Annotated in this window: 12 protein-coding genes; all 12 read left to right on the top strand. The window is 45.0% G+C overall.

Annotated elements, in window-relative coordinates:
- The first annotated feature begins 110 nt into the window (after window positions 1-110).
- Window positions 111-1,151: a 3-deoxy-7-phosphoheptulonate synthase gene (locus Q0E03_RS03795; protein ID WP_078767533.1), complete on the top strand. Its 1,041-nt coding sequence runs from the start codon at window positions 111-113 to the stop codon at window positions 1,149-1,151.
- A 214-nt stretch (window positions 1,152-1,365) separates the two neighbouring features.
- Window positions 1,366-2,319, top strand: coding sequence for an L-lactate dehydrogenase (locus tag Q0E03_RS03790; protein ID WP_297129683.1), 954 nt, complete (start codon window positions 1,366-1,368; stop codon window positions 2,317-2,319).
- A 352-nt stretch (window positions 2,320-2,671) separates the two neighbouring features.
- Window positions 2,672-4,048, top strand: coding sequence for a class II fumarate hydratase (fumC, locus tag Q0E03_RS03785; RefSeq protein WP_297129682.1), 1,377 nt, complete (start codon window positions 2,672-2,674; stop codon window positions 4,046-4,048).
- Between the two features lie 49 nt (window positions 4,049-4,097).
- Window positions 4,098-4,883, top strand: a complete 786-nt coding sequence (locus Q0E03_RS03780; RefSeq protein WP_297129681.1) for a CoB--CoM heterodisulfide reductase iron-sulfur subunit B family protein — start codon at window positions 4,098-4,100, stop codon at window positions 4,881-4,883.
- Window positions 4,884-4,895: 12 nt separating this feature from the next.
- Complete coding sequence (locus Q0E03_RS03775; protein ID WP_297129680.1) at window positions 4,896-5,282, top strand: 4Fe-4S dicluster domain-containing protein; 387 nt, start codon at window positions 4,896-4,898, stop codon at window positions 5,280-5,282.
- A 20-nt stretch (window positions 5,283-5,302) separates the two neighbouring features.
- The gene (locus Q0E03_RS03770; RefSeq protein WP_297129679.1) at window positions 5,303-7,297 is read left to right on the top strand and encodes a CoB--CoM heterodisulfide reductase iron-sulfur subunit A family protein; all 1,995 of its coding nucleotides are present in this window, start codon (window positions 5,303-5,305) and stop codon (window positions 7,295-7,297) included.
- Window positions 7,288-7,731, top strand: a complete 444-nt coding sequence (locus Q0E03_RS03765) for a hydrogenase iron-sulfur subunit (protein ID WP_078767539.1) — start codon at window positions 7,288-7,290, stop codon at window positions 7,729-7,731. Before Q0E03_RS03770 ends, Q0E03_RS03765 begins: the two co-directional genes overlap by 10 nt.
- On the top strand, window positions 7,716-8,696 hold the full coding sequence (locus Q0E03_RS03760; RefSeq protein WP_297129678.1) for a 4Fe-4S dicluster domain-containing protein: 981 nt from the start codon (window positions 7,716-7,718) through the stop codon (window positions 8,694-8,696). Before Q0E03_RS03765 ends, Q0E03_RS03760 begins: the two co-directional genes overlap by 16 nt.
- The gene (locus tag Q0E03_RS03755; protein WP_297129677.1) at window positions 8,696-9,715 is read left to right on the top strand and encodes a 4Fe-4S dicluster domain-containing protein; all 1,020 of its coding nucleotides are present in this window, start codon (window positions 8,696-8,698) and stop codon (window positions 9,713-9,715) included. Before Q0E03_RS03760 ends, Q0E03_RS03755 begins: the two co-directional genes overlap by 1 nt.
- A complete protein-coding gene (locus Q0E03_RS03750) occupies window positions 9,715-10,542 on the top strand; it encodes an FAD/NAD(P)-binding protein (protein WP_294835959.1) in 828 nt (275 codons plus the stop codon). Before Q0E03_RS03755 ends, Q0E03_RS03750 begins: the two co-directional genes overlap by 1 nt.
- Before the next feature lie 20 nt (window positions 10,543-10,562).
- Window positions 10,563-11,240, top strand: a complete 678-nt coding sequence (locus Q0E03_RS03745) for a 4Fe-4S dicluster domain-containing protein (RefSeq protein ID WP_297129676.1) — start codon at window positions 10,563-10,565, stop codon at window positions 11,238-11,240.
- 13 nt (window positions 11,241-11,253) lie between these two features.
- The gene (locus Q0E03_RS03740) at window positions 11,254-12,858 is read left to right on the top strand and encodes an FAD-dependent oxidoreductase (RefSeq protein ID WP_297129675.1); all 1,605 of its coding nucleotides are present in this window, start codon (window positions 11,254-11,256) and stop codon (window positions 12,856-12,858) included.
- Window positions 12,859-13,119 lie beyond the last annotated feature (261 nt).

Genomic DNA, 13,119 nt, shown 5'->3' with positions numbered 1-13,119 from the left:
TTGATTTTTTAACTGTAATTAAAATTTATTCTATTTGTTGACGGACGATATAATCGGTGATAAAATATTACTATTATAACAAACTACAGAAGTTTTGAGAGGTGAAAAGTATGGATAATATGAAAAACACGAAGTTCATCAGAAAGCTGCCTGTACCTAAGGATATCAAGGCACAGTATCCGCTTTCGGAAGAAGCTACGGCAAAAAAAGAAATCAGAGATAAGGAAATCGAAAAGGTTTTTAAGGGCGAAAGCGACAAGCTCGTTCTTGTTATCGGTCCTTGCTCTGCCGACAAGCCTGAGCCTGTTCTTGAATATATCCACAGACTTGCCGAGGTTCAAAAAGAAGTTGAGGACAAAATCCTCATCATTCCGAGAATTTACACAGGCAAGCCTCGCACAACGGGCGAAGGCTACAAGGGTATGCTTCATCAGCCCGACCCTGAAAAGAAACCCGATATGCTTGAGGGTATTATCGAGGTCAGACAGCTCCACAAGGACGCTATCGAGCAAACAGGTCTTACCTGCGCAGACGAAATGCTCTACCCTGAAAATCACAGATATTTGTCAGACCTTCTTTCATATGTTGCGGTTGGTGCAAGAAGTGTCGAAAATCAGGAGCACAGACTTGTGTCCTCTGCTCTCAATATCCCTGTCGGAATGAAAAATCCTACATCGGGCGATATTTCCGTTATGCTCAACGCAATCAAGGCGGCGCAGTCGGGACATATGTTCTTGTACAGAGGTTGGGAAGTTGAATCTGCCGGTAACGATATGGCTCACGTTATTCTTCGTGGAAGCGTGGATAAGCACGGCATTAATCACGTTAACTATCACTATGAGGATTTGATGAACCTTTGCACACAATATTGCAACGGCGGTTTCAAAAATCCTGCTGTTATCATTGACACAAACCATTCCAATTCGGGCAAAAAGTATCTTGAGCAGGTTCGTATTGCAAACGAGGTGCTTCATTCTATGCGCCACAGCAACGACATCAAGAAGATGGTCAAGGGCTTTATGATTGAATCTTATCTTGAGGATGGCAACCAAAAGGTTGAGGACGGCGTTTACGGCAAGTCAATCACCGACCCGTGCCTCGGATGGGATAAAACAAGGGAACTCATCCACATTATTGCGGAACAATTATAATAAAACCGAATTCAAATCACCTGCTGTGCCACTTCAGCAGGTGATTTTTTTTATTAGTAAACAAAATACGGCTCTCATTTGCCGTTGTTTTTGTAGCAAAAAGAGAAATTTGTATCAAAACTTGTTAAATTATTGACAATTTACTGCTATTGATATAAAATTTAATCAAATCGAATTGTTATATATTTAACAATGTTTAGGAGGTAAGACAGTTATGGCAAACAGAAGGGTAGCACTTGTCGGTTGTGGTATGGTAGGTATGAGCTATGCTTATGCTCTTCTTAATTCCGATTTGTGCAATGAGTTAATTCTTATTGATATTAACGAGGACAAGGCAAAAGGTGAAGCTATGGACCTCAATCACGGCTTGTGCTTTTCAAGCTCTCATATGAAAATTCGTGCAGGCTCATTTGATGACTGTGCGTATGCCGACCTTGTTGTAATCACAGCTTCGGCAGGTTCAAGAAAACCGGGCGAAACCCGCTTTGACCAACTTAATAAAAATGTAAAAATCTTCAAATCATTCATTTCAAAAATCGTTGCATCGGGCTTCAACGGCATTTTCCTTGTTGCTTCAAACCCTGTTGATGTTATGACAAGAGTGACCTATGAGCTTTCGGGCTTCCCGGCAAACAGAGTTATCGGTTCGGGCACAACTCTTGACACGGCAAGACTTCGTTATCTTATCGGTGATTATTTTCAGGCTGACCCTCATTCGGTTCACGGCTATGTTATCGGCGAGCACGGCGACAGCGAGTTCGTTCCTTTCAGCCAGCTCAATCTCTCAACAAAAAATGTTGAAGAATTCTTTAATGACGAGAGATTTGCAAACGATTATAAGCGTGAAGATATCGAAGAAATTATCGAAAAAGTTAAGAATTCCGGCGCAGAAGTTATCAAGCTCAAAGGTGCAACTTATTACGGAATCGGTATGAGCCTTGTCAGAATCACAAAGGCGATTTTCGGCGACGAAAACAGCGTAATCACAGTTTCTTCAAGACTCAATGGCGAGTACGGTATGCGTGATGTTTATCTCGGATTGCCTGCTTATGTCAACCGCAACGGCGTCAGAAAAATTCTCCCTCTCAACCTTACAGAGGAGGAGATTGAAAAGCTCCGCAATTCGTATAATATCCTCAAGGAATCATACGACGGAATTACTATGTAAATCAGCACAATAAGATTGGAATCCCCCTCCCGTCTATTGTATATATGCCTCTCCTTGTTATAAGGGAGAGGTAATTTTTTTGCGCATCGGGGCGTGTGGGTTGAATGAGATTGCTCCGTTTGGCACGGGTTTTAACAATTTGTAAAAGATTTGAGCAAAGTTGTGCAGGTTTTTATCATTCAACAGGCAAAATTACGAAAAATAAAGTTTTAACGATTACTTTTTTGTAGAAGTATCTGAAAATGTCAAAATTGTTATTTTTTTAACAATTTGCCCTTGATATTAGAATAACAGAAATATATAATATAATAGAAAAAAATTAAACCCAACCGTATATCAGGAGGTAAAGATTATGGAATATCGTATTGAACACGACTCAATGGGCGAGGTTAAAGTACCTGCAGACAAATATTGGGCAGCACAGACAGAGCGTAGCCATGAAAACTTCAAGATTGGCGTTGGCATCGAGGTTATGCCAAGAGAAATCACTCACGCATTCGGCGTGCTTAAAAAAGCTGCCGCTATTGCAAACAATCAGCTTAAGCCTGAAAAAATGACAGACGAAAAGCTTTCCGCTATTTCACAGGCTTGTGACGAAGTTATGAGCGGTTCACTCAACGAGCACTTTCCGCTTGTTGTTTGGCAGACAGGCTCAGGCACACAGTCAAATATGAATGCAAACGAAGTTATCGCAAACAGAGGTAACGAGATTGCAGGCAAAAAGATTCTTCACCCGAATGACGATATCAATATGTCACAGTCATCAAACGATACATTCCCGACAGCTATGAGCATTGCGGCTGTTCTCGGAATCGAGGACAAGGTTTTCCCTGCTCTTGACAAGCTCATCGCAACATTCAAAATGCTTGAAGAAAAGCACGAGGGCATCGTAAAGTCGGGCAGAACTCACCTTCAGGACGCAACTCCTATCACTTTTTCTCAGGAAATCAGCGGCTGGAGATCTTCTCTTGAAAAGGACAGACGACTCCTCGAAATCGCACTTCCAGAACTTAAGGAATTGGCACTCGGCGGAACAGCGGTAGGCACAGGTCTTAACGCACCAAAGGACTTTGATGTTAAGGTTGCAGAGGCTGTAACAAAAATTACAGGCAAGCACTTCATCACAGCTCCAAACAAGTTCCACGCCCTCACTTCAAAGGACGAAATCGTGTTTGCTCACGGCGCACTCAAGGCTCTTGCGGCTGACCTTATGAAGATTGCAAACGATGTTCGTTGGCTTGCTTCCGGTCCTCGTCTTGGTCTTGGCGAAATTAAAATCCCTGAAAATGAGCCGGGCTCATCAATTATGCCGGGCAAGGTTAACCCAACACAGTGCGAGGCTGTGACAATGGTTGCGGTTCAGGTTATCGGCAACGACACAGCAATCGGTATGGCTGCTTCACAGGGCAATTTCGAACTCAATGTGTTTATGCCTGTTATCATTTATAACTTCACACAGTCGGTCAGACTTCTTTCGGAAGCAATGATTTCATTTAACGACAACTGTGCTGTCGGTATCACAGCAAACGAGGATAAGATGGCTTCAAACCTCCACAACTCTCTTATGCTTGTTACTGCTCTCAACCCATATATCGGCTACGAAAATGCAGCAAAGACTGCAAAGCTTGCATACAAGAACAACATTTCTCTCAAGGAGGCTTGCGTTCAGCTCGGTTTCCTCACAGAAGAAAGATTTGACGAAGTTTTCCATCCGGAACAGATGGTTTGATTTTCGTAAAAATTAGAATTTTGGATTTAGGATAAAGGAGAATAGAATAATGACTTTCAGTTATTATCCGGGATGCACCTTGAAAACAAAGGCGCAGGATTTGGATAAATACGCAAGAATGTCGGCAGAGGCTCTCGGTGTTACACTTGAGGAACTCCCTGATTGGCAGTGTTGCGGCGGTGTTTATCCTATGGCAAGGGACGAGATTGCAACAAAACTTTCTTCTGTTCGTGCGCTCAATAAATCAAAAGAACTCGGTCAGGATCTTGTAACTATGTGCTCCGCCTGCCACAATGTCATCAAGCAGGTAAACAACGATATGCTCGATGAAGAAATCGCAGACAAGGTTGCAAGATATATGAAACTTGACGAGCCTTACAGAGGCGAAACAAATGTCATTCACTATCTTGAAGTTTTGCGTGACAAGGTGGGATTTGACAATGTCAAGGCAGCGGTAAAAAATCCTCTCAAGGGCAAAAAGATTGCGGCTTATTACGGTTGCTTGCTTCTTCGTCCAAGCAGAGTTATGCAGATGGACGACCCTGAAAATCCGACAATTATGGAGGATTTAATCAAGGCATTGGGCGCAACTCCTGTTGTGTATTCAATGCGCAACGAGTGCTGCGGCGGCTACACCACCCTTGAAAACAAGGAGATTGCAAAAGCAAACGGCAACGCAGTGCTTGAAAACGCTGTTAAAAACGGAGCAGAGATGGTTATCACGGCTTGTCCGCTTTGTATGTATAATCTCAATAAGAATGCAACAGATTATGATGTGCCAGTTAAGTACTTCACAGAGGTGCTTGCAGAGGCGCTCGGTTTGATTGGCGAATAAGGAGGGCTTGCAATGGAAAATAATTATCTTAAAGAGCAGGTTATCCGTTCGGCAGGAATCAATCCGCTCAAATGTATGGGCTGCGGCAAATGCTCGGCAACCTGTCCTTCTTATGATAATATGGAATATCATCCGCATCAGTTTGTGTCTATGGTGGCAAACGGCAATATCGAACCGCTTTTGGATAGCGAATCATTGTACACTTGCCTTTCTTGCCTTGCTTGCTTGGAGCGTTGTCCGAGAGGCGTTGAGCCGGCAAGATTTGTTGAGGCAGTAAGAGTTGCCAAGATTCGCCGTCAGGGTGAGGAACATTTGCACCCGCAGGACATTCCTGAAATGTGGGATGAAGATTTACCTCAGCAGGCTATCGTGTCTGCAATGAGAAAGTATTGGAAATAAGCAGGGAGGAGTAGAAAAATATGCACAGAATAGGCGTATTCGTTTGTTGGTGCGGTAGCAATATCGCCGGTACGGTTGATGTTCACAAAGTTGCGGAAACTTTGAAGAATGAGCCGGGCGTAGTTTACTCCACCGATTATCAATATATGTGCTCCGAGGCAGGACAAAATATGGTTAAGGACGCTATCAAGGAATATAACCTTACGGGCGTTGTAATCTGCTCTTGCTCACCTCGTATGCACGAAAACACATTCCGCAAGGCTGCTGCTTCGGTTGGTCTTAATCCTTATATGGTTGAGATTGCAAACATTCGTGAGCAGTGCTCTTGGATTCACAAAGATATGGCAACAGCAACAGAAAAGGCTGTTGTTTTGGGCAGAACCGCTATTGCAAAGGTTCAGCTCAACACTCCGCTTGTTGCAGGCGAAAGCCCTGTTACAAAGCGTGCGCTTGTCATCGGCGGCGGTATTGCGGGTATTCAAACCGCACTCGACATTGCCGAGGCAGGTTTTGAAGTTGATATTGTTGAAAAGTCACCTACTATCGGCGGAAAGATGGCGCAGATAGACAAGACTTTCCCGACTCTCGACTGTGCGGCTTGTATCTTGACCCCAAAAATGGTTGAGGCGGCACAGCAGGAAAAAATCAAGATTTATTCTTACAGCGAGGTTGAAGAAGTTAAGGGCTTCGTGGGCAACTTCAATGTTAAAATTAAGCGTAAGGCAAGATTTGTAAACGAGGACATATGCACAGGTTGCGGACTTTGCACCGAAAAATGCCCTATGAAGAAAGTGCCTAACGAGTTCAATCTCGGTATGGATAACCGCAGTGCAATCTATATTCCGTTTGCACAGGCTGTACCGAAGGTTGCAACTATCGACCCTAATTATTGCATCAAGATGAAAACAGGCAAGTGCGGACTTTGCTCAACGGTTTGCGAGGCAAAGGCTATCAACTATGACGCAAAGGACGAATTTGTTGACGCACAGTACGGTGCAATCGTTGTTGCAACTGGTTTTGAGCCGATTAAGGTTGATAAGTTTGACGAGTTTGCATACAATCAGTCGCCTGATGTTGTAACTTCTCTTGAATACGAAAGACTTATGAATGCGGCAGGTCCTACAAACGGTACACTTCTCCGTCCGTCCGACCATGAGCATCCGCATACTATCGTATTTGTTCAGTGCGTCGGCTCCCGTTGTGCCGAAACAGACCCAAAGGGCAAGCCGTATTGCTCAAAGGTTTGCTGTATGTACACAGCAAAGCACGCAATGCTCACCCGTGAAAAATATCCGGACACAGATGTTTATGTGTTCTACATCGATGTTCGTACTCCGGGCAAGAACTTTGACGAATTCTATCGCAGAGCGGTTGAGGAATACGGAGTTCATTATGTAAAGGGTATGGTCGGCAAGGTTGTTCCGGACGGCAAAAAGCTCAAGGTTCAGGCTTCCGATTTGCTCAACAACAAACAGCTTCACATTGATGCGGATATGGTTGTTCTTGCGGCGGCTATTGAACCGTCAAAGAGCGCAAGACCTCTTGCAACAATGCTCACAGCTTCAATGGATACAAACGATTTCTTCACCGAGGCTCACCCAAAACTTCGTCCTGTTGAATCACCTACGGCAGGCGTGTTCCTTTCGGGTATGTGCCAAGGTCCAAAGGATATTCCCGAAACCGTATCGCAGGCTTCGGCTTGTGCGGCAAAGGTTATCGGACTTCTTGTAAAAGACAAACTCACTTGCAACCCTTGTGTTGCCCACAGTGACGAGATGATGTGCAACGGCTGTTCATCTTGCGAAAAGGTTTGCCCTTACGGAGCAATTACATATCAGGAAAAAGAATTCCGTATGCCTGACAGAACAACTCAAATCAGACGAGTTGCCAGCGTAAATCCTGCTGTTTGTCAGGGTTGCGGTGCTTGTACGGTTGCTTGTCCGTCAGGCGCAATGGACCTCAACGGATTTTCTAACAAGCAAATTATGGCGGAGGTAGATGCAATATGCAAATAGAGAATAACGAATTCAAGCCAAAAATTGTAGCCTTCTGCTGTAATTGGTGCTCATATGCAGGGGCTGACTTGGCAGGTACAAACAGACTTAACTATCCTGCCGATGTAAAAATCATTCGTGTGCCTTGCTCATGCAGAGTAAACCCTATGTTTATTCTCCGTGCGTTCCAAAGAGGTGCAGACGGTGTAATTATGTGCGGCTGCCATCCGGGTGACTGCCACTACACAACAGGTAATTACTATGCACGACGCAGAATGACTCTCCTTTTCTCAATGCTTGATTATCTCGGCATCGAAAAGGGCAGAACCCGTGTTGAATGGGTATCCGCAGCAGAGGGTCAAAAGTTTGCGGAAACTATGAACAGCTTTGTGGAAACTATCTACGAGCTTGGCGAAAATAAGAGATTGGAGGATTTGAGATGCAAGAACAAATAATTGCAAAGGCAAAGGAACTCCTCCAAAACGGCACTGTTGACCGTGTTCTCGGCTGGAAAGTCGGCGAATTTAAGTACGACCTCACTCCGGGCGTGTTCACTTCGGCAGACGAGGTTGACCGTGAATTTGTTTACAACACATTTTCAGGTGCCAACCTTTCAAAATATCTTGTAAAGCAAACAAGAAAAGGCGAGGGCAAAATCGCAATTTTCGTAAAACCTTGCGATTCTTACAGCCTCCAACAGCTCATCAAGGAGCACAGAGTAGACCGTGAAAAAGTGTACATTGTCGGCATTGAATGTTTTGGCAAGACCGACATTAACAAGATTAAAGCAACGGGGCTCAGCGGTATTTCGGACATTACGGAAGCTGATGATTCAATCGTTGTTGAAACAATTTACGGCGACAAAAAGACTTTCAAGAAGTTTGAAGTTATGGCAGAGCGTTGCCTTTCTTGCAAGAGCAAGAAAATCGTAATTTATGATGAACTTATCGGCGAAAACGGCGAAGTTCTCGATTCAAACCGCTTTGACCAAGTTGCCGAGCTTGAAGCAATGACTCCTGATGAGCACTTTGAATTCTGGCAAAACGAACTTTCAAAGTGCATCAGATGCAACGCTTGCAGAAATGTTTGCCCTGCCTGCACTTGCGAAAAGTGCGTGTTCGACAACGACAATTCGGGCGTTGCTCAAAAGGCGGCTCAAACAAGTTTTGAGGAGAGCAATTTCCACATCATCCGTGCATTCCATGTTGCAGGCAGATGCACCGACTGTGGCGAGTGTTCAAGAGTTTGCCCTCAAAACATTCCGCTTCATCTTCTCAATCGCAAATTCATCAAGGACGCCAACGAACTTTACGGCGAGTATCAGGCAGGCGAAGACGCAGACAGCCGTTATCCGCTTGTTAACTTTGATTTTGATGATTGCGAGCCGAGCGTTGTTTATGAGAGAGGAGGACAAAAGTAATGAAAAAGATTTCTATGTCACAAATCGACTCTCTTTTTAATGCTATCGCAGAAAACGAGGCACTTTATATCCCGACCGATAAGGGCGACATTGCAGAGTTTGCAAGATACAAGGACGGTATGACACTTACCGAAAAGTACAACACAAACCGTTCCGCAAAGGATTTCTTCTTCCCACAGACCGAGAATTTGTACGACATTCGTATGAACGGATTGAAGCTTGAAATCAAGGACACCCGTAAGGAGTGCGAGGATTTTGTAGTGTTCGGCGTCAGAGGATGTGATGTCAGAGCGTTTGACATTCTCGACAGAGTGTTCCTTGTTGACCCGATTGATACATATTATAAGAACAGAAGAAGCCACGCAACAATTATTTCTCTTGCGTGCAACCGTCCTGAAGAAACTTGCTTCTGCAACGCTTTCGGCATTGACGCTTCCGACCCGAACGGTGACATCACCGCTTGGAAGCACGGCGACACTCTTTATATGGAAGCAAAGACGGAAAAGGGCGAGGCACTTATCGCAAAATTGGGCGCTGTGCTTGAAGATGCGGACTCTGCCCCTGTTGAAGAAGTTAAGAGTGCGGTTAAAACGGTTATGTCAAAACTTCCGCTTGCAAACACTTCTTTTGAGGGAATGAAGCAAAGCGACCTTTTGGCTCACTTTAAAAATGAAAAATGGGCAGGACTTTCAGAAAGCTGTATCGGTTGCGGAACTTGCACCTTTGTGTGCCCAACCTGTCAGTGCTACGACATCAGAGAATTCGACACCGGCAACGGAGTCAAGAAGTTCAGATGTTGGGACAGCTGTATGTACAGCGATTTCACAAAGATGGCTCACGGCAATCCGAGAACTTCTCAGCTTGAGCGTTTCCGTCAAAGATTTATGCACAAACTTGTGTATTATCCCGACAATAACGAAGGCATTTTCGGTTGCGTAGGCTGTGGCAGATGTATTGCAAAGTGCCCAATTTCGATGAATATCGTTAAGGTAGAAAAAGCATTGGAGGTTGAAGCATAATGAATAGTGAAACCTTAATTCCTCAGGTTGGTGTTGTAACCGACATTCGTCAGGACACACCTGATGTAAAAACCTTCAGAGTGAACGCACTTGAGGGCGGAAAGGTGTTTGAGCACATTCCGGGACAGTGCGCAATGCTTTCTATTCCGGGCGCAGGCGAGGGTATGTTTTCAATCACATCTTCTCCTACAAACGAAGAATATATGGAATTCAGTATCAAAAAATGCGGTTGCCTCACAACTTGGCTTCATTTGATGGATGTCGGTCAGGAAATCGCAATCCGTGGCCCGTACGGCAACGGCTTCCCGGTTGATACGGAATTTGCAGGCAAAGATTTGCTCTTTATCGCCGGCGGTATCGGTCTTGCTCCGCTCCGCTCGGTAATCAACTATTGCAGAGATAACAGAGATAAGTACGGTTCAATCGACATTGTTTACGGCTCACGCAGTATGGATGACCTTGTTGATTACAAGGAAATCATCGACGAGTGGTGCAAAGAGGACGGCATCAATGTTTACCTCACCATCGACCGTGAACAAGAGGGCTGGGACGGTCATGTAGGCTTTGTTCCGAACTATGTCAAGGAACTCGGCTTCGACACAAACAAGACCTGCGTCATCTGCGGTCCGCCGATTATGATTAAGTTTACACTTCAGGGACTTATTGAACTCGGCTTCGAAAAAACACAGGTTTACACCACAATGGAACTTCGTATGAAATGCGGTGTGGGCAAATGTGGCAGATGCAACATCGGCGACAAGTATGTTTGCAAGGACGGTCCTGTGTTCCGCTGTGACCAACTTGACGAATTGCCTGATGAATACTAAGATTGGGAGGATATTGGATTATGGAAAATAATATGGTTAATATATATTTGTTCGGCAAGAAATATTCCGTGCCGTCAAATTTGACAATAATGAAAGCAATGGAATATGCCGGCTATCAGCTCAAAAGAGGCTGTGGCTGTCGTAACGGCTTTTGCGGTGCTTGCGCAACAATATACAGAGTTGCGGGCGACAAGGATTTAAAGGCTTGCCTTGCTTGTCAAACACAGGTTGAGGATGGAATGTACATTGCAACTTTGCCGTTCTTCCCTCTTGTAAAAGAGCCTTATGATATTGAAAAAATCAGCACAAACGAAACTATTATGATGCAACTTTATCCTGAGATTTACGCTTGTGTCGGCTGTAATGCCTGCACAAATGCGTGCACACAGGGACTTAATGTTATGCAGTATATTGCATATGCACAGCGTGGCGAGTTTGAAAAGTGTGCAGAGGAGAGCTTCGACTGCGTTATGTGCGGTGTTTGCTCATCTCGTTGCCCTGCCGGTATTTCTCATCCGCAGGTTGCACTTTTGGCAAGAAGAATCAACGGCAAGTATCTTGCTCCGGAAAGCAAGCACTTGACTGACAGAGTTCAGGAAATCAAGGACGGCACATTTGAGGAACTTCTCCAAAATCTTATGCAAAAGCCGATTGAGGAAATGAAAGAACTCTACAACAACAGAGAAATTGAGAAGTAAGGAGGCGACCGAAATGTACAACAAAGAAATGCAGGAATCTATGAAAAAGGTTGCGGCAAACAGAGCCGAAAACACAGCGTTTGAGCCTCGTCGTATGACAGCAGAGGAAAAGGACACCCTCCTTGCAACCTATCACCCTGACTATAAGCAGGAAGAATTTGCAACACTTCAAATCGGTCCTAACAAGGGCGAAAAAGTGCCTCTTGAGCTTGCGGATTTGCTCCAGGCTCACAGCAGAATCAACACAAAAAACATCAATCTTGACAAGGTTGATTATGATGTTGATGTCCTCATCATCGGCGGTGGCGGTGCAGGTGCATCGGCTGCAATCGAGGCAGACAACAACGGCGCTTCTTGTATGATTGTTACAAAGCTCCGTATCGGTGATGCCAACACAATGATGGCAGAGGGCGGTATTCAGGCTGCCGACAAGGAGAACGACTCTCCTGCACAGCACTATATTGACGCTTTCGGCGGAGGTCACTTTGCCGCAAAGCCTGAACTTCTTTACAAACTTGTAAACGATGCTCCTGAGGCTATTCAATGGCTCAATGACCTTGGCGTTGAGTTCGACAAAGCTCCCGACGGAACAATGATTACCACCCACGGCGGCGGAACATCACGCAAGAGAATGCACGCCGCAAAGGACTATTCGGGTGCGGAAATTATGAGAACTCTCCGTGATGAAGTTCAAAACAGACAAATTCCTGTTGTTGATTTCACATCGGCAATCGAACTTATCAAAGACACAGAGGGCAAGGTTGCCGGTGCTGTTCTCCTTAATATGGAAACAGACGAAATCCTTATTGCAAAGGCAAAGACTGTCATCATCGCAACAGGCGGTGCAGGCAGACTTCACTATCAGGGCTTCCCAACTTCAAACCACTACGGTGCAACAGCCGACGGTCTTATTCTCGGCTACCGTGCAGGTGCAAAGCTTCTTTATGCCGACACACTTCAGTATCACCCAACGGGTGCGGCTTATCCTGAGCAGATTTTCGGTGCACTCGTAACAGAGAAAGTTCGTTCTCTCGGCGCAAAACTTGTCAATGTAAACGGCGAAGTATTTATGCATCCGCTCGAAACCCGTGATGTTTCTGCGGCTTCTATCATTCGTGAGTGCTCAACAAACGGCAACGGTGTTCACACAGATGACGGCGTGGGCGTTTGGCTCGATACCCCTATGATTGAAATCAAGGGCGGCGAGGGCACAATCGAAAAGAGAATTCCTGCTATGATGAGAATGTTCGGCAAGTACGGAATTGATATCCGCAAAGAGCCTATTCTCGTTTATCCGACCCTTCACTATCAAAACGGCGGTCTTGACATCAAGGCTGACGGTATGACAGATATCGAAAACCTTTATGTTGCAGGCGAGGCTGTCGGCGGTATCCACGGCAGAAACCGTCTTATGGGCAACTCACTTCTTGATGTTATCGTGTTCGGCAGAAACGCAGGTAAAAATGCTTCCGAAAAGTCAAAGAGCGTTGATGTTGCAGACCTCACCCTTTCACATGTTGACAGCTTTGAAGCAGAAATCAAGGACGCAGGCATTGAAACAGAAACTGTTTCACCAAAGCTTCTCCCGGACTACACTCGCAAAGTAAACGACAAATAAAAACAGACTGTTGTTAAAGCCCCTGAAACACGCCAAAATATAATATCCAAATTATGCCTCCTCTTTTTAAAAGGTGATTCCCCCGTTAATCGGGGGAAATGTCTGCAACGCAGACAAAAGGGGGCGTCTACGCAGTAAAGGTGGCAACACGAAGTGTTGACGGTGGGGTTTTAAAAATGCTGTAAGTATCGAACTTACAGCATTTTTGGCGTTTTTCGTTTTTTGCTCAGTCGAGGTACCATCGTACATCTTCCTTCGCAA

Origin of the sequence: uncultured Eubacterium sp., from assembly GCF_934525195.1 — a bacterium.
In the GTDB taxonomy this organism is placed as follows: domain Bacteria; phylum Bacillota; class Clostridia; order Oscillospirales; family Acutalibacteraceae; genus Eubacterium_R.
This window is presented reverse-complemented; position numbering and strand designations above follow the sequence as displayed.